The 16422-nt window shown below is 62.8% G+C and carries 16 protein-coding genes; 9 read left to right on the plus strand and 7 right to left on the minus strand.

What is annotated here, in order from left to right; translation table 11 throughout:
- Positions 1-66: 66 nt before the first annotated feature.
- The 3 genes from B0E51_RS13195 to radC form a co-directional block, all read right to left on the minus strand.
- Entirely contained in the window at positions 67-783 is a 717-nt protein-coding gene (locus tag B0E51_RS13195) for an SPOR domain-containing protein (RefSeq protein WP_077445358.1), read from the minus strand.
- The gene (argS, locus tag B0E51_RS13200) at positions 783-2471 is read right to left on the minus strand and encodes an arginine--tRNA ligase (protein ID WP_077445359.1); all 1689 of its coding nucleotides are present in this window, start codon (positions 2469-2471) and stop codon (positions 783-785) included. The genes B0E51_RS13195 and argS overlap by 1 nt, the downstream gene beginning before the upstream one ends.
- Positions 2472-2981: 510 nt before the next feature.
- Complete coding sequence (gene radC, locus B0E51_RS13205; protein ID WP_077445360.1) at positions 2982-3653, minus strand: DNA repair protein RadC; 672 nt, start codon at positions 3651-3653, stop codon at positions 2982-2984.
- Positions 3654-3749: 96 nt separating this feature from the next.
- Here radC and coaBC point away from each other — a divergent pair, with 96 nt between their 5' ends.
- The 3 genes from coaBC (at position 3750) to B0E51_RS19765 (ending at position 7793) form a co-directional block, all read left to right on the plus strand.
- Positions 3750-4955: a bifunctional phosphopantothenoylcysteine decarboxylase/phosphopantothenate--cysteine ligase CoaBC gene (gene coaBC / locus B0E51_RS13210; RefSeq protein ID WP_077445377.1), complete on the plus strand. Its 1206-nt coding sequence runs from the start codon at positions 3750-3752 to the stop codon at positions 4953-4955.
- Positions 4952-5410 carry a dUTP diphosphatase gene (gene dut / locus B0E51_RS13215; protein ID WP_077445361.1) on the plus strand — a complete coding sequence of 153 codons (459 nt, stop codon included), beginning with the start codon at positions 4952-4954 and terminating at the stop codon, positions 5408-5410. The genes coaBC and dut overlap by 4 nt, the downstream gene beginning before the upstream one ends.
- Positions 5411-5474: 64 nt before the next feature.
- A complete protein-coding gene (locus tag B0E51_RS19765) occupies positions 5475-7793 on the plus strand; it encodes a phosphomannomutase/phosphoglucomutase (protein WP_077445362.1) in 2319 nt (772 codons plus the stop codon).
- 66 nt (positions 7794-7859) lie between these two features.
- Here the strand turns inward: B0E51_RS19765 and B0E51_RS13225 are convergent, their stop codons facing one another.
- Positions 7860-8507 (minus strand): DUF4124 domain-containing protein, encoded by a 648-nt coding sequence (locus tag B0E51_RS13225; RefSeq protein WP_077445378.1) that lies wholly within the window; start codon positions 8505-8507, stop codon positions 7860-7862.
- 118 nt (positions 8508-8625) lie between these two features.
- Entirely contained in the window at positions 8626-9273 is a 648-nt protein-coding gene (gene pyrE, locus B0E51_RS13230) for an orotate phosphoribosyltransferase (RefSeq protein WP_077445363.1), read from the minus strand.
- A gap of 194 nt (positions 9274-9467) precedes the next feature.
- Here pyrE and B0E51_RS13235 point away from each other — a divergent pair, with 194 nt between their 5' ends.
- From B0E51_RS13235 to B0E51_RS13245, 4 genes are all read left to right on the plus strand, one after another.
- Positions 9468-10238, plus strand: coding sequence for an exodeoxyribonuclease III (locus B0E51_RS13235; RefSeq protein ID WP_077445379.1), 771 nt, complete (start codon positions 9468-9470; stop codon positions 10236-10238).
- Between the two features lie 67 nt (positions 10239-10305).
- Positions 10306-11541: an MFS transporter gene (locus B0E51_RS13240; RefSeq protein ID WP_077445380.1), complete on the plus strand. Its 1236-nt coding sequence runs from the start codon at positions 10306-10308 to the stop codon at positions 11539-11541.
- A gap of 43 nt (positions 11542-11584) precedes the next feature.
- Positions 11585-11812 carry a hypothetical protein gene (locus B0E51_RS19280; RefSeq protein WP_143525916.1) on the plus strand — a complete coding sequence of 76 codons (228 nt, stop codon included), beginning with the start codon at positions 11585-11587 and terminating at the stop codon, positions 11810-11812.
- A gap of 21 nt (positions 11813-11833) precedes the next feature.
- Positions 11834-12136, plus strand: coding sequence for a hypothetical protein (locus B0E51_RS13245; RefSeq protein WP_254424520.1), 303 nt, complete (start codon positions 11834-11836; stop codon positions 12134-12136).
- Here the strand turns inward: B0E51_RS13245 and B0E51_RS13250 are convergent.
- Both B0E51_RS13250 and B0E51_RS13255 read right to left on the minus strand, forming a co-directional pair.
- Complete coding sequence (locus B0E51_RS13250; RefSeq protein WP_077445364.1) at positions 12082-13236, minus strand: anhydro-N-acetylmuramic acid kinase; 1155 nt, start codon at positions 13234-13236, stop codon at positions 12082-12084. The two genes, B0E51_RS13245 and B0E51_RS13250, sit on opposite strands and share 55 nt — an antisense overlap.
- A gap of 13 nt (positions 13237-13249) precedes the next feature.
- On the minus strand, positions 13250-14692 hold the full coding sequence (locus tag B0E51_RS13255) for a peptidoglycan DD-metalloendopeptidase family protein (RefSeq protein WP_077445365.1): 1443 nt from the start codon (positions 14690-14692) through the stop codon (positions 13250-13252).
- A 184-nt stretch (positions 14693-14876) separates the two neighbouring features.
- Between B0E51_RS13255 and tyrS the strand changes: the two genes are divergently transcribed.
- Together tyrS and B0E51_RS19670 are read left to right on the plus strand one after the other, a co-directional pair.
- Complete coding sequence (gene tyrS, locus B0E51_RS13260; protein WP_077445366.1) at positions 14877-16088, plus strand: tyrosine--tRNA ligase; 1212 nt, start codon at positions 14877-14879, stop codon at positions 16086-16088.
- 61 nt (positions 16089-16149) lie between these two features.
- Positions 16150-16422 (plus strand): hypothetical protein (locus B0E51_RS19670; protein ID WP_217333104.1); only part of this gene is annotated, 273 nt, incomplete at its 3' end.

Consider the following 16422-nt stretch of genomic DNA (forward strand, 5'->3'; position numbering starts at 1 on the left):
TCCAGCCAGGCGGGTCGTGACATGGAGGTCAACAGGGCCGCTTGCGCGGCTGGGGTTCGCTGCGCGCTATTTGCCCTCCTTCAAGGCGATGGCGTTGATTCCCGCCGACGCCAGTCGCTGCTTGGTCGACTCAAGCTCGGTGGCCGAATGGAACGGGCCGAGGCGGACGCGATGGTAGGTCTGGCCATTGATGTCGACCGATTGCACGTTGGCGATGAAGCCTTGCAGGGCCATCTTCGCCTTCAGGGTTTCCGCATCGGCGGCATTCGGGAACGCACCGACTTGCAGCAGGTAACCGCTGCCGGTCGTGCTGGGCGGCGACACCGCGCTGGCGGGAGCGGCAGTGATGTTCTGGCTGACCGCGGCGGGTGCATTCGCCGGCGGGGGCGCCTGTTCGGTGGCGACCTGCGGTTGGGCTGCGGCCTGCTGCTGGGCGGCGAGCTGCTTCTGCTGCTGTTCGGCACGTGCCTGCGCGCTGATCACGGCGTCCGGGATACGGACTTCCTTCTCCGACAGTACCGAGTAGAAGTCGTACTGCGGCTTCTTCGGTGCGCTCTCGCTGGGGGCTGGCGCGAGGCCGGCATCACTGCCGCTCTGTGCAGTCGCCTGCGGATTCGCTTGCGGGCCCACCGGCTGGCGCAGGCTGGTCAGCAGACTGCCGCGCATCATCACCGCCATCAGGATGGCGCCGATCAGGACGCCGATGACCGCGTAACCCCAACCCGGAAAACCGCCGCTGTTGTTGCGCACGGCCTGCCGACCCTTGCCCTTGCGTGCTGCCATTACATGCTCTCCGGGGCGCCCAGGCCCAGCAAATTCAGACCATTCTTCAACACCTGCCGCGTTGCCACCACCAGCGCGAGACGCGCGTTGCGCAGCGCAGCGTCCTCGACCAGGAACTGGTACGAGTTGTAGTAAGTGTGGAACGCGTTGGCCAGTTCGCGCAGCCATGCGGCCACCAGGTGCGGCTCCAGGTTTGTCGCGGCGGCCTCGACCAGTTCGGGATACTTCGACAGTTCGGTCAGCAGGATCTGTTCGTGCTCGTTGTCCAGCCGGGCCAGGTTGGCGAGGCCGTCCTGCAGGTCGAACGTGAAACCCTTCTCGGGCGCCTGGCGCAGCACGCTGCATACGCGCGCATGGGCATACTGGATGTAGTAAACCGGGTTGTCGTTGCTCTGCGAACGCGCCAGGTCGACGTCGAACAACAACTGTGAGTCAGACTTGCGCGCGATTAGGAAATAACGTGTGGCGTCGCGGCCGACATCATCGATCAGATCGCGAAGAGTCAGATAGCTACCCGCCCGCTTGCCAAGCTTCACCTCTTCGCCGCCACGCATCACCGTCACCATCTGATACAGCATGTAGTCGGGGTAACCCTTGGGAATGCCGCAATCCAGCGCCTGCAGACCGGCCTTCACCCGTGCCAGCGAGCCATGGTGATCCGAGCCCAGCACGGTGATGGCCTTGCCGTAGCCGCGCTGCCATTTCGACAGGTGGTAGGCCACGTCCGGCACGAAATACGTATAGGTGCCGTCGGACTTGCGCATCACCCGATCCTTGTCGTCACCGTAGTCGGTGGTGCGCAGCCACAGCGCGCCACCCTCCTCGTAGGTGTGGCCGTGGGCGACCAGCTCGCGCACGGTCTCCTCCACCTTGCTGTCGCTGTACAGCGATGACTCCAGGAAATAGGTGTCGAAGCCGACGCCGAACGCCTGCAGATCCAGATCCTGCTCGTGTCGCAGGCTGGCCACGGCGAAGCGGCGGATCGCGTCGAGGTCGTCCACGTAACCACTGCCGGTGACGGTTTCGCCATCGGCCACCACGGATTCGCGGTCGAGGTAAGCGCGTGCCACGTCGGCGATGTAGTCGCCACGGTAGCCGTTCTCAGGCCAGCCGCTGTCTTCCGGGGTGATGCCGCGCGCGCGCGCCTGCACCGAGATCGCCAGGTTGGCGATCTGCACGCCGGCGTCGTTGTAGTAGAACTCGCGCTTCACATTCCAGCCGCTGGCGTCCAGTAGCCGGCTCAGGCAGTCGCCGATAGCTGCGTTGCGGCCATGGCCGACATGCAGCGGGCCAGTCGGATTGGCCGAGACGAATTCCACGCCGACCGTCTTGCCGGCGCCACGGTCATTGCGGCCGTAGGCGTCGCCTGTCGCCATGATCTGGCGCACTTCGGCGTGGTACGCAGCGGCGGCCAGATAAAAATTGATGAAGCCGGGCCCGGCGATCTCGATTTTTTGCACCAGTGCATTGGCGGGGAGTGCCGCCACCAGTTTTTCGGCCAGTTCGCGAGGCTTCGCACGCGCCGGCTTGGCCAGCAGCATGGCGGCGTTGCAGGCGAAATCTCCATGTTCGCGGCTGCGTGCGCGTTCGATCACGAAGCCCGGCAAGGCGAGGTCGGCAGGCAGGGTGGTATCGGCTTGCAGGGCCTGGATCGCCTGCAGCACCAGTTCGCGCAGCTGTTCTTTCACGGGTGGGATCGGTTTCGTGATGGAACCGCCAATCCTAACAGACCGCCATGAGCACGGACCGGGTTTGCCGGTGCCAGATCATGCCGGTGTCCATGAATTGCCCGGCCGTTCAGGAGTTTGATGCACTGCGGTTGTCATCCTGTGGATAAGTCTGTGGGGAAAGCAGCATGTCGGGGCCAGAAAACCGCTGCAATTCCACAAAAATCAAAAATTGAAAACAAATATCTTTTGAATATCAATTGTTTATACGATGAAATTAGAGCGAAAGGCGTGATTGCTCTCGCAAGTGCCGATATAGGCGGTTTGTGCATAAGTTTTGTTGACTCGATGGCATTTCCGACGGGAGGTTTCCACGTCATCAACCTGTCATGCGGCGCTGCGACACTTCTTGGGTGCCTGACACGACTCCCCTCCATGACAGGCATCTGGAGACGCCGCACTCTCCCCTCCCAAAGCGGCCCTGGCGGCGTGGTTCATTCCACGCCGTTTTTTTTGTGGCCGCATACCGGATCAGAGCAGGCCGCGGGCGGCCATCGATATCGGCTCGCCGGTGCCGATCACCAGATGATCAAGTACCCGCACACCTACCAACCGCAGGGCATCGCGCAGCTCATGAGTGATCGCCCGATCGGCGGCACTTGGCTCGGCGACACCGGAGGGGTGGTTGTGCGCAAAGATCACCGCGCAGGCGTTGTGCTTGAGACAGGCTCGTACCACCTCGCGCGGATGCACGCTGGCACCATCGACGGTACCGCGGAACAATTCCTCGAATCCCAGTACGCGGTGACGGTTGTCCAAATACAGGCAGCCGAATACTTCGTACGGAAGGTGGCGCAATTGCGCGCGCAGGAAGTCGGCGCTATCTCGCGGGTTACCCAAACGGGGTTGCTGCTGCAGCTGCTCGGCCAGGCTGCGTCGGGCCAGTTCGAGTGCGGCGGTAATCCGTGCTTGTTTGGCCGGTCCCAGTCCGCCGACACGAATCGGCTGCTCAGGCCGACCGAGCAACGCCCCCAGACTACCGGCGCTGGCCAGCAGTTCGCGGCCCAGCGCAATGGCATCCTTGCCGCTGCTTCCGCTGCCCAGCAGCACGGCCAGCAACTCGGCGTCGGATAGCGCGGCGCTGCCACGTGCCAGCAATTTTTCGCGAGGACGTTCGCTTTCGGGCCAGTCACGGATACTCATGCTTACAACTTGCCGGACGACACCCAGGACGGGCAGCGGCTGACGTGAATGAATCCGGTAAGCTACAGGTCTGCCCGATTGTCAGGCCCGCCTTACATGAGTCTTGCCCAACGCCGCATCCTGCTGGGAGTATCCGGCGGCATCGCCGCCTACAAGTCCTGCGAACTGGTTCGCCGCCTGCGCGAGCTTGGCGCCGAGGTGCGCGTGGTGATGACCGAAGGAGCCACTCGATTCATCGGCCCGACCACGTTCCAGGCGTTGTCCGGGCAGCCGGTCCGCGTCTCGCTATGGGATGAAGGCGCCGAAGCGGCGATGGGCCATATCGAACTGGCGCGCTGGGCCGAACGCATCCTGATCGCGCCAGCCAGTGCGGACCTGCTGGCACGTCTGGCACATGGGCTGGCCGATGACCTGCTGACCACCTTATGCCTCGCCAGCGCCGCTCCGCTTTACGTGGCGCCGGCGATGAACCAGCAGATGTGGGCGCATCCAGCGGTACAGGCGAACATCGGCACGTTGCGCCAGCGTGGCGTGCAATTGCTCGGTCCAGCAGCCGGCGAGCAGGCCTGCGGCGATATCGGCAGTGGCCGCATGCTGGAGCCGCATGAACTGCGTGATGCGCTGGTGGCTTCGTTCGGCAGTCAGGTACTGGCCGGCCTGAATGTGCTGGTCAGCGCGGGCCCGACCTACGAGGATATCGATCCGGTACGTTTCATCGGCAACCGCAGCTCCGGTCGGATGGGTTTTGCGGTGGCCGAAGCGGCTGCGCAGGCAGGTGCGGTGGTGACTCTGGTCGCCGGACCGGTGAGCCTGGCCACGCCGGTTGGCGTTGCTCATCGTATCGATGTGCGCAGTGCGGCGCAGATGCATGCGGCGGTGCTGGCGGCTGCTTCGCAGTCGAACATCTATATCGGTGCCGCTGCTGTCGGCGACTACCGACCGCTGGAGGTATCTACGCACAAGCTGAAAAAGCGCGCTGGGGCGCCCTTGACACTGCAGCTTGGCGAGAATCCGGACATCCTGGCTAGCCTGTCGGCACAAGTCGTGCATCCCTTCCTGGTCGGCTTTGCTGCCGAAACGCATGATGTGGCGAGCTACGCGCAGGGCAAACTGCAACGCAAGGGGCTGGACATGATTGCTGCCAACCAGGTCGGTGAGGGTCTCGGTTTCGAGGCGGCCGACAATGCCTTGAGCCTCTATTGGGCCAACGGTGCGGTCGAGCTGCCACGGGCAGCCAAGCCCGAGCTGGCCCGGCAGCTGATCGCCCACGTGGCCGAGCGCTACCGGGTGTCCCGCGCATGAGGGTCGATGTCGAGCTGAAGCTCCTCGATGCGCGCCTGGGTGAAAGCATCCCGTTGCCTGAGGCCGCCACGGCAGGGAGTGCCGGGATGGATCTGCGCGCTGCGCTGGAGATGCCGCTGACGCTGGCGCCGGGTGAGAGCGCACTGGTGCCCAGTGGCATTGCGATCCACATCGGTGATCCGGGCTGGTGCGCACTGATCGTTCCGCGCTCGGGGTTGGGTCACAAGCATGGCCTGGTGATGGGCAATCTGGTCGGGGTGATCGATGCCGACTATCAGGGCCCGCTGATGATTTCATGCTGGAATCGCGGCGTGCAGTCGTACACCATCGGCGTGGGCGACCGCATTGCGCAGCTGCTGCTGGTGCCGGTGGCGCAGGCACGACTGAACATCGTGACCGATTTCGCGCCAAGCGAACGCGGCGGCGGCGGATTCGGCTCGACCGGTATCAAATGACAGGCTGGGTCGGTATGGAGTACGCGCCGGACCGATTCACCGGGCACAACCTGCGGGGCGGGACATGGCGATAGACATCGCAAGGGAACGGTTGCGACAACTGCAGGTCGACTGGCGCAATTTGCTGCCATTGATCGGCGGCACGCTGCTGCTGGTGCTGGGGCTGTTCTGCGCCTGGCAAACCTGGCTGATTGCCGATGAAGGCAATGCCATCGAACGGGTGCATGTTGCCCAGGATCAAGTCGTGCATGCCTTGGCCGATGAGATTGCCATGCAGCGTGGCAAGGTCGAGAAAGTGCTGGCGGCGGCCGATCCTGCCACCTTGATGAGCGATCCTGTGCAATCGGCCATCGCCCTGCGCAAGCAGTTGCCACAGGTGCAGAAGCTGGAGCTGTACAGCGGCGACCTGCACGAAGTGCTGAAGGCCAATTACCGTGAATTCGGCTATGCCAAGGCAGCCCAGTTGATGGCCGCGCAAGGTGCTGAAGGGACGCCGTTGGCGCAGAGTGTCTCCTATGGCGGCAATGATCGCCGACTGAGTCTGGTGATCCCGCTGGGACTGCCGCAGCAGGTACAGGCCTGGGCCTGGGTCGAGTTGCCGTTCACGCCGTTGCGCCAGCACTTTGAGTCGATCTCGCCGGCCGGTGGCCGGCTTGATTTGCGTCAGGGCGACGAGCACGGTGACATGGCGCTGCTTTCGAATGGAGGTACTTCGGCCGAAACCGAGCCGACCGGCAAACCGGTGCCCGGCAGCGCATTCAGCGTGGGGGTCGGTTTGCCCGGTGCCTTCATCGTATTGCCGCACTCATGGTTTCTGAGCGGTTTGCTGACCTTGCTGGGCCTCGGCGGCGGGTTCTTCCTGCTGCGCCTGCGCCTGCGATTGCATGACGTTTCGGCGTCCGAACCCGAGGAAATTGATTTGCCCGCAAGAATCGAAAGAGCCGCTACCGCACCTGTCATGCCTGCAACCCCGGTACCTGCCCCGGCACCTGTGCTGGCGGTCAGTGTGGATCCGAGCATCTTTCGCGCCTATGACGTGCGAGGCGTGGTCGGCAAGACGCTGAACAAGGAGGTCGCGCACGCGCTCGGTCAGTCGATCGGTACCCTGATGGGCGAGAAGGGTTTGCGCGAGATCGTGGTGGGGCGGGATGGCCGTCTGTCCGGACCGGAGCTGGTCGGTGCGCTGGCCGATGGCCTGCGCGCTGCCGGTATCGATGTGATCGATGTTGGCGCGGTACCGACGCCGGTGGTGTACTACGCGGCCTACCGCTTCAATACCGGTTGCGGCGTGGCCGTCACCGGCAGCCACAATCCGCCGGACTACAACGGATTCAAGATCGTGGTCGGCGGCGAGACCTTGTCCGAAGGCGCGATACAGGATCTGTACCAGCGCATTGCCAGCGGCGCGCTGGCCAGCGACGGCCAGGGCAGCCTGCGCCAGGTCGACGTGGCACCCGATTACATCGAGAAGATCGTTTCCGATGTGCTTGCCGAGCGCCATCTGAAGGTCGTCGTCGACTGCGGCAACGGCATTCCAGGTGCGATCGCGCCACAGGTACTGGAAGGGGTCGGTTGTGAAGTAATCCCGCTGTACTGCGATGTCGATGGCAACTTCCCGAACCATCATCCGGACCCGTCGGATCCCCACAATCTGGAGGACCTGATTCTTTCGGTGAAGCGGACCGGTGCCGATCTGGGACTGGCCTTCGATGGCGACGGCGATCGCCTTGGCGTGGTCACCCAGTCCGGCGAGATCATCTACCCGGACCGGTTGCTGATGCTGTTTGCGCGCGACGTGTTGTCGCGCCAGCCAGGTGCCACGATCATCTACGACGTCAAGTGCACCAACCATCTGAAAGGCCAGATCCTGGACGCTGGCGGCAGCCCGTTGATGTGGCGCACCGGCCATTCGCTGATCAAGGCCAAGATGCGTGAGACCGCTGCGGAACTGGCCGGCGAGATGAGCGGGCATTTCTTCTTCAAGGAGCGCTGGTACGGTTTCGATGACGGCATCTACGCTGCCGCGCGACTATTGGAGATCCTCGCCGGCGACCTGCAGGGACGTACGCCGGAGGAAATCTTCGCCACCTTGCCGAAGAGTGTTTCCACGCCCGAATTGAAGATCGAGATGGATGAGGGCGAGCACTACCGCTTCATGGACAAGCTGCGCCAGCAGGCCAGCTTCGATGAAGCCACGCTGATCACGATTGACGGTGTGCGCGCGGACTGGCCGGATGGCTGGGGTCTTGTGCGCGCCTCCAACACCACGCCGGTACTGGTGTTGCGCTTCGAGGCGGACAATCCGGTAGCGTTGAAGCGCATCCAGCAAGTGTTCCGCAAACAGTTGCTGGCCGTGGACTACAGGCTAAAAATGCCGTTTTGAGCGTCTAGTGGTCGCTGGCATGGGAGGGCGTCACCCAGGCCCTGCGATATTCCGAGTCCATGTCGACTAAGGTTGGCCTTGGGCTTGCGCCGCCTTGAGCTGGCGATAGCGCGCCAGATCCTTGACCTGCTGCTGCACGGTCTGGGCGCGCAACGCCTGCTGATGTTGCAATGTGCTGCGCTGTCCAGTGACGACATCACGCTGGCTGGCGATGCTGTCGCTGAGGAATTTCGGTACCGGTGACTTGGTACGCTCGATGTCAGCCGCCCGAGCGAGCAGGTCCGTCAACGCCTTTTCCTGGCTGCGCAGGTTGATCTGAGTGGTATGCATCTGCTGATCGATGGTGTCCAGCTGCTGTTGCTGCGAAATCTTGTAGGAGTCCTCATCCGGATATGCCGACAGCATCTGCGCTTCGGCATTGGCCACCTCCTGCGCTGCGCGCCGCTTGGCGGCTTCTTCCTCGGCCAGCTTGTTGGCGGCGGCGCGCTCTTCCGGATTGAGCTGGCGCGCTACGTGCTGGATGACCAGACCCTGGTCGTTGACCAGGTCGTAGCCATACTTCATGGCTTCGGCGCTCAAGCTGTCGCTGAAATGCAGCAACCCCTGGCCGTCGTGCCATTTATAACGGATGCCGCCACCCATGGTCTGTTGAGCGTGCACCGGCAAGCTCGCGAGTAGCATGGTGACGACTACGACAGTCAGTAACTTGCGCATGAACATTCCCCTTTGTCTTTCAGTATAGCCATCACGATTGCGCCGCGTAGGTGGGCGGTAATGGCAACGCGATTTACTGTGATCAAGAGCATTCGATCCTGGTGGTTCGCGGATGGGCTCAGCGGGAAACACCATAGCGCTCGCGGTAAGCCAGCAGCCGGGCATGTTCAGCGGCCAGCAGCGGTTGTTCACCGGCGTAGGCCAGCACGTCGTCGAGACCCGTAATCGCGATCACCGGGATGCCGTAATCTGTGGTGACTTCCTGTGCAGCCGAGAGTTCGCCCTGCCCACGTTCCTGCCGGTCCAGCGCGATCAGCACACCGGCCGGCTCGGCGCCATGCGCGCGGATCAAGGCCAGTGATTCACGCACGGCCGTGCCAGCCGTCATCACGTCGTCGACAATCAGCACGCGGCCCTTCAACGGCGCACCAACCAGCACCCCGCCCTCGCCGTGATCCTTCGCTTCCTTGCGGTTGTATGCCCATGGCAGGTCGCGCTGGTGCTGATCGGCCAATGCGATCGCGGTGGCCGCAGCCAATGCAATGCCCTTGTAGGCAGGGCCGAACAGCATGTCGACGTTGATCCCGGCGTTGACCACGGCCGCCGCGTAGGCGCGCCCGAGCTGGGCCAATGCGGCACCGGAATCGATTCGCCCCATGTTGAAAAAATAGGGACTTTGCCGGCCGGATTTCAGGGTGAACTCGCCGAAGCGGAGAACTTCGCGCTGGAGGGTGAGTTCGATGAAGTCGCGCTGGTAGTCGTGCACGGAGTTGTCTCGTGGGATGAAAGTCAGAGGGCAGCCGATATGGCTTCCCGGAACAGTTGCCATGGTAGCGCGCACGGAAGCAGCGAGGTCGCAGCAGGCGCGACACGCAGACGGACGGGTTCATGTCGATGAGGCGAACGCGTTAGTCGTGGTCTGTGGTTGTTATGATCGTCCATCAGCAATCGGGAGACGCCATGCGCATCATCAGCCTCAACGCCAACGGCATCCGTTCGGCTGCGACCAAGGGGGTGTTCGACTGGTTGCGTTTGCAGAACGCTGACGTGGTCTGCCTGCAGGAAACCAAGGCGCAGGAGGATCAGCTCAGCGATCCGATGTTTCGTCCGGATGGTCATCATTGCTTCTATCGCGACGCCAGCAGCAAGAAGGGCTACAGCGGCGTGGCGATCTATGCGAAGCGTGAGCCCGACCAGGTGCTGACCGAGCTGGGCTGGGACGAATTCGACAACGAGGGTCGCTACATCGAGGCGCGCTTCGGCAACCTTTCGGTGGTATCGCTGTACTTCCCGTCCGGCTCCTCCGGTGACGAGCGCCAGCAGTTCAAGTTCAAGGCGATGGAATGGATCACGCCTATCTTCGACCAGTGGCTGAAGAGCGGTCGCGATTACGTGATCTGCGGTGACTGGAACATCGTGCACACGAAGAATGACATCAAGAACTGGAGCTCGAACCAGAAGAACTCCGGTTGCCTGCCGGAGGAACGCGCGTGGCTGGACCTGCTGTTCCAGCAGCGCGGCTGGGTCGACAGCTTCCGTGCGATCAAGCCCGAAGCGGTCGAATACACCTGGTGGTCGAATCGCGGCCAGGCGCGTGCGAACAACGTGGGATGGCGCATCGATTACCAGGTGGTGTCGCCGTCGCTGTGCGAGCGCCTCAAGCACTGTTCGATCTATCGCGACCAGCGCTTCTCCGATCACGCACCGTATACCGTCGACTATGCCGATTGAACCGCGCGCGTCGACGGCGCGCAAGCCATCGATCTGGCGGGCGTTCTCGCAGCCCGCTGCATGGACGATGTGCCTGCTGGGGTTCTCCTCCGGCCTGCCGTTTCTGCTGGTATCCGTCACGCTGGCACTGTGGCTGAAGGAAAGCGGCATCGCGCTGAAGGACGTCACGATGATCGCCAGCGCCGGCATGACCTATGCCTTCAAGTTCGTGTGGGCGCCGCTGCTCGATCACTGGCGGCTGCCGCTGTTCGCGCGGCTGGGCCAGCGCCGTGGCTGGCTGTTGTTCGCGCAGCTGGGCGTGATCGCCGGACTGTTGGCAATGGCCCTGCTGACGCCGCATCGGCTGCAACTGTTCGTTGTGGCAACCCTGTTGGTGGCCTTCATGGGTGCCACCCAGGACATTGCGGTGGATGCGTACCGCATCGAGATCGCACCGCCTTCCGCGCAGGGTGCGCTGGTGGCTACCTATTCGCTGGGTTACCGGCTGGGCCTGTTGGTGGCCGGTGCGCTGGCGCTGATCCTGGCCGACCACATCGCTTGGGCCTGGGTCTATGCGCTGATGGCGGTGGCGATGCTGTTGCCGGTCGCCACCACACTCACCATGCGCGAGCCGGACGTGTATCGAGCGGTGCCTGCCACCTGGCATGCAGCGATGCGCGACGGCGTGATCGACCCGTTTGCGGATTTCTTTCGCCGCTATGGCTGGGCCCTCGCCGGGGTGACGCTGTTGTTCATCCTGCTGTTCAAGTTGCCCGAGCAGTCCATTGGCACCATCTTCAATCCGTTCATGCGTGACATGGGCTTCAACAAGACCGAAATCGGCGCAGTCACCAAGATCTACGGCGTGTGGATCGGCATCGCCGGCGCCTTCGTCGGTGGCGCGTCGGTGGCGCGCTGGGGCGCGTGGCGCACGCTGGGTGTGGCGATCGTGCTGGAGAGTTGCAGCAACCTGTTCTACCTGCTGTTGCTGAATCATCACGGCAGCCTGCCGATGCTCACCGTGGCGATCTCCGGCCAGAATTTCGCCGAGGGTCTGCTCGGGCCGCCGACGGTGGCGTTCCTGTCGTTGCTGGTCAATCGTCAGCACACGGCGACGCAATACGCGCTGCTGAGTTCGCTGGTGAACTTGCCCGGCAAGGTGCTGGGCTTTTTTGCCGGCGGCATTGTCACGGTGTTGGGATATGGCGGCTATTTCGCCATTACCGTGGTGTCGATCCTGCCGGCGATGGCCTTGTTCGCTTACCTGTGGTCGTATTTTCGTGCCGCTGAACGTGCAAGTGAAGTTGCTCAGGGCGAGCCCTAGCAGGACGGCGAGAACATCCTGGTCATGAATCCATGGATGGCGCATGCGCATCAAGCGCACGTTGGGCCGGGTGGTTCTAGAAAATGCACGAATCCGCTTTGCCGGCACTCTTGCACGATGGCACCAGTCATTGGCTGGCGGCATTCGTGACCCCGGTCACGCGGGCTCCGGCCAGCCTGGTGAGATTGCCAACCAGGGCACGGAAGTGATTGCCGGATTCGTCAGAATCCGGGTCAGCGGAATGGGAATCTCCAGTTCCTGCGGAACTTAAGGAGTGGCGCTTGTGCCGGACATGATCTTGCAGCACGTCGATGGCTTGCTGGTCGAGCGCATTCATTCGCTGGCCAAGGCGCGGCAGTGGTCGGTCAATGAAGTCTTGTTGTATGCCTTGCGCAAAGGCATGGGCATCTCGACCGCACAGCCGTTCAGTGAATCGATGCTTGATCCCCATGCGCTGACCGAGATTGGCGGCGACTGGGCGGCCAATGAAAAGGGTGTATTCCAGGAAGCATTGCGCGCACTGGCGCAGCGCAGTGCGACTCAACTGGCGCCGGAGAATATCCGCGGCGGGGAGTCTGCACTGGGAGCCGAGTAGATCGCGCCCAGCACGCGCGCGCCTCGCGCGCCGGTCACAGCCGGCAGATTTCCGGGCAGACCGAGCAGCCGCTGGCGCGCCAACCACGCGAACGCGGTGGCTTCGAGAAAGTCAGGATCGATGCCGTGGCGGGCTGTGCTGCACAGGATGTGCGGGACCAGCAGTTCACCCAGCCGTCGCATCAGTGCACCGTTGTGCACGCCACCACCGCAAACCAGCACTTCCTCCGCGTCCGGTGCGTATTGTGCAATCGCTCCGGCGACGCTGCGTACAGTAAGCTCCAGCAGGGTGGTTTGCACGTCGGCTGGGCTCAGCGATGTCAGTCGCGGATGCGTGGCGAGCCAGCCCAGATGGAAGTGTTCGCGACCGGTGCTCTTCGGTGGTGGCAGCGCAAAATAAGGGTCGGCCAGCAAGGCATCGAGCAGGACGGAATCGATCCGGCCGCTGGCGGCGAATGCGCCGTCGCGATCAAATGCCTCGCCGCGATGGCGCAGGCACCAGGCATCCAGCAAGCCGTTCGCCGGGCCGGTGTCAAAACCGTGCACGCTGCCGTCGGCACCGAGCACCGTGATATTGGCAATGCCACCGAGATTGAGCACGACCCGTGCATGGCCCGGGCGGCCCAGCAGCATGGCGTGCACTGCCGGCAACAGTGGTGCACCCTGCCCGCCAGCGGCGATGTCGGCGCGGCGAAAATCTGCCACCACGTCAATACCGCAGCGTTCAGCGATCACATTAGGGTCCCCCAGCTGCAGCGTGAATGGATGATCGCCGGAGGGTCGATGGCGTACGGTCTGTCCATGCGAGCCGATCGCCCGTACTGCCTGTGCGGATGTGCCGTTGTGTTCAAGCAAGTGCAGCGCGGCATCGGCGAAGTGATGGCCGATTTCGACATCCAGGCGTCCAAACCCGTCCAGATCCAGCGAGGCTTCGTCTTGTGCCAGCGCCAGCATGCGTTCGCGCAAGGCTGCCGGCCATGGATGACTGTGCGCAGCCAGCAATTGCGGTACGCCGCGGCTGAAACTGACCAGGGCGGCATCGATGCTGTCCGCGCTGGTGCCGGAGATCAAGCCGAGATAAAGCGCCGAGGCGTCATCCACGCGCGTCGCGCACTCAGTTGTCGTTGTTGGCGGGAGCGTTCGCACGTGCCAGCTTGATGCGCGCATCAAGCTCGGTCAGCCGGGCGAGCTGGGGCTGCACGACCCGGGCCTTGAACTGGGCCAGCTGGGCGGCCGGCAGCGGCTCCGGCCGCGGCAAGGTGACCGTCTGTGGATTGCGCTGCACGCCATTGACGCGGAATTCGTAATGCAGATGTGGGCCGGTGGCGAGGCCGGTCATGCCGACAAAGCCGATCACCTGCCCTTGGCTTACGTGCTGGCCGATTTTTTCGTTGGCGAAACGCGACATGTGACCGTAGGCAGTGCTGATCGTGCTGTTGTGCTGGATGATCACGAAATTGCCATAGCCATTCATCCAGCCGCGGAACTTGATCGTACCGTCGCCGGCGGCATGGATCGGGGTGCCGGTGGGTGCAGCGTAATCGACGCCCTTGTGAGCGCGCATCAGGCCCAGGATGGGATGCAGGCGCGCTGCGCTGAAGGTTGAGGAGATGCGGGTAAAGTCGACCGGAATGCGCAGGAAGGATTTCTGGATCGGCCGTCCGTCCTCGCTGAACCAGCCGTAGCTGCCGTCGGTCTTCTTGAAGCGATAGGCGGTGTAGCGCTGCCCCTGGTTGATGAACTCGGCGGCGACGATGTCACCTTCGCCATAGCGCACACCGTCACGGTAGAGATCGTCATAGATCACCGTGAAACTGTCACCGATACGCAGATCCTGCACAAAGTCGATGTCGTACTTGAACAGGTCGGCCAGCTTGCCGACCATCGCCGCGTTCATGCCAGCCTGGTCTCCGGCGGCATAGAGGCTGCTGCGAATCACGCCATGCGCCACCTGTTCGCGCAGATCCATGTCACGCTGCTGGGTGATGATGCTGGGATGTGCACCATCGAGCCGCACCGTGGCGCGGCTGGCCTGATCCTGGTCGAAACGGAAACCCCTGAGGCTGCCATCGCTGCCGAGCAGAAAATCGAATTCCTCGCCTGGACGGATATTGTGCAACGCAGGTGTGGCAGTGCCGGCAACATCCATCACCTTCTGCAGATCGGCCATGCCGAGGCCACGACCGGTGAAGATGTCCGACAAGGTCTGGCCCGGTTCTACCCGTACTACCTGCCAGTCATCCACGGTGGGTACCACGGCACTGGCCGGTGCGACCTTGGGCAGCGCCAGCGGCAACAGGGCGTGCACTTCCGGTAACGGCGCGGGACGCATCGCACTGGCCCAGACGGGCATGATGAAACCGGACAAAAGGGTGATCAGTAAAGCAGTGCCGGCGAGCACCAGATGCTCACGGTGCCAGTGAATCGGTTCGACTTCAGGCGAGCGGTTGAACGACCAGTGTGCGAAGCGTTCATAGAAGTGAGAATGCCGACGCTGCGCCTTGCGACTGATCGCCTGCTTGCGCGCATGCCGCGCACTCTTTTTTTCATCAGCCATGCCGTGCGCGCCCCGCGGTACAAAGTAACAAACTCCGCGTACCATAACGGTCATGTGTAAATGGCGTCAACGCCTTTTCCATCAAGGGTTTGCGCGACATTCCTGGTTAACGCACAATTAACGTCAAGCGCACGGGCGCGTTGCTCCGATGCGGTCCGTCACTATCACCTTGAGAGAGAAATGCATGAGCGAGCTTGACCAGGCGCTGGCCACGATTGCGCGCGGCGCCGACGAAATCATCAAGCGGGAGGATCTGGCTGAACGTCTGAAAAGTGGCCGCCCCTTGCGGATCAAGGCCGGTTTTGACCCGACCGCACCGGATCTGCATCTCGGCCATACCGTATTGCTGAACAAGATGCGCCAGTTCCAGGATCTCGGTCATCAGGTGATCTTCCTGATCGGCGACTTCACCGGCATGATCGGCGACCCCACCGGCAAGAACGTTACCCGCAAGCCGCTTACTCGCGAGGATGTGCTGGCCAATGCCGAAACCTATGCCGAGCAGGTGTTCAAGGTGCTCGATCGCGAGAAGACCGAGCTGCGCTTCAACTCCGAGTGGTTCGGCCAGATGACGGCCGCCGACATGATCAAGCTGGCCGCCCAGCACACCGTGGCGCGCATGCTCGAGCGCGACGACTTCGCCAAACGCTATGCCGCGCAGCAGCCGATCGCGATCCACGAATTCCTGTATCCGCTGGTGCAGGGCTACGACTCGGTGGCACTGAAGTGCGACGTCGAGCTCGGCGGCACCGACCAGAAATTCAACTTGCTGATGGGTCGCGGCCTGCAGGAGCATCACGGCCAGCCGCCGCAGGTCGTGCTGACCATGCCGTTGCTGGAGGGGCTGGATGGCGTCAACAAGATGTCCAAGTCGCTCGGCAACTACATCGGCATCAACGAGCCGGCGATCGACATCGTCACCAAGACCATGAAGATCGGTGACGAGCTGATGTGGCGTTGGTTCGAGCTGCTCAGCTTCGAGGTGTCGCTGGACGAGCTGGCGCAGATGAAGAAAGACATTGCCAGCGGTGTGCTCAACCCGCGCGATGCCAAGCTGCGCCTCGCGCGCGAACTGACCACGCGCTTCCACGACGCGGCGGCGGCCGAATTGGCGATTGCCGGTTGGCATGCGGTCGTGCGCGGTGAAGGCGATACTTCGCTGTTGCCGCAGACTGACATCGTCGTGCCCACCGAGGGTCTGCGGCTCGGTGCCTTGCTGACGGCGGCCGGGCTGACCGCGAGCAATTCCGAAGCCAGCCGCAAGCTGAAAGAGCGGGCCGTGCGCATCGACGCCGAAGTCGTGGAGGATGCGCAGCGTGTATTCAGTGTCGGGTTCGAGGGCGTGCTGCAGGTAGGCAAGCGCAACTTTGCGCGCGTGAAGCTCGTATCGGCGTGATCCGAGGTGTGGTTCGGCCCCGCATGACAGCGTCAGACAGGGCTCTGGAAAAGAAAATTGCATGCCAGCACAGCCGTTTGCAGCACATCTGCAAAACCGGCCTCAAGAAACGCTTGCTAAAAAAATTACAGATCGTATTATTCGCGGCCCGCAGTCGCCCAGACGTCGCAAGACGGACCGACGGGACCTCGAAAAAAGCTTCAACGAGGGTGTTGACGGTCTCCAAAAGCGATGTAGAATGGGCGGCTCACCTAGGACGAAACGTCTTGGGGCGCAAACCGGCAACGGGATGCAAGCGAAAAGATCTTTGACAGTGTGCGCAGGTGAATTGTGT

The organism is Rhodanobacter sp. C05 (assembly GCF_002001165.1).
Taxonomy (GTDB): domain Bacteria; phylum Pseudomonadota; class Gammaproteobacteria; order Xanthomonadales; family Rhodanobacteraceae; genus Rhodanobacter.

Excerpts from the sequence above, each read along its gene's own strand:
- B0E51_RS13235 (WP_077445379.1), top strand. The coding sequence starts at position 9,468 with ATGCGCATCATCAGCCTCAACGCCAACGGCATCCGTTCGGCTGCGACC.
- B0E51_RS13255 (WP_077445365.1), bottom strand. The coding sequence starts at position 14,692 with ATGGCTGATGAAAAAAAGAGTGCGCGGCATGCGCGCAAGCAGGCGATC.
- B0E51_RS19765 (WP_077445362.1), top strand. The coding sequence starts at position 5,475 with ATGGCGATAGACATCGCAAGGGAACGGTTGCGACAACTGCAGGTCGAC.
- B0E51_RS19280 (WP_143525916.1), top strand. The coding sequence starts at position 11,585 with ATGCGCATCAAGCGCACGTTGGGCCGGGTGGTTCTAGAAAATGCACGA.
- B0E51_RS13245 (WP_254424520.1), top strand. The coding sequence starts at position 11,834 with ATGATCTTGCAGCACGTCGATGGCTTGCTGGTCGAGCGCATTCATTCG.
- dut (WP_077445361.1), top strand. The coding sequence starts at position 4,952 with ATGAGGGTCGATGTCGAGCTGAAGCTCCTCGATGCGCGCCTGGGTGAA.
- tyrS (WP_077445366.1), top strand. The coding sequence starts at position 14,877 with ATGAGCGAGCTTGACCAGGCGCTGGCCACGATTGCGCGCGGCGCCGAC.
- B0E51_RS13195 (WP_077445358.1), bottom strand. The coding sequence starts at position 783 with ATGGCAGCACGCAAGGGCAAGGGTCGGCAGGCCGTGCGCAACAACAGC.
- coaBC (WP_077445377.1), top strand. The coding sequence starts at position 3,750 with ATGAGTCTTGCCCAACGCCGCATCCTGCTGGGAGTATCCGGCGGCATC.
- B0E51_RS13225 (WP_077445378.1), bottom strand. The coding sequence starts at position 8,507 with ATGCGCAAGTTACTGACTGTCGTAGTCGTCACCATGCTACTCGCGAGC.
- B0E51_RS13240 (WP_077445380.1), top strand. The coding sequence starts at position 10,306 with ATGTGCCTGCTGGGGTTCTCCTCCGGCCTGCCGTTTCTGCTGGTATCC.
- radC (WP_077445360.1), bottom strand. The coding sequence starts at position 3,653 with ATGAGTATCCGTGACTGGCCCGAAAGCGAACGTCCTCGCGAAAAATTG.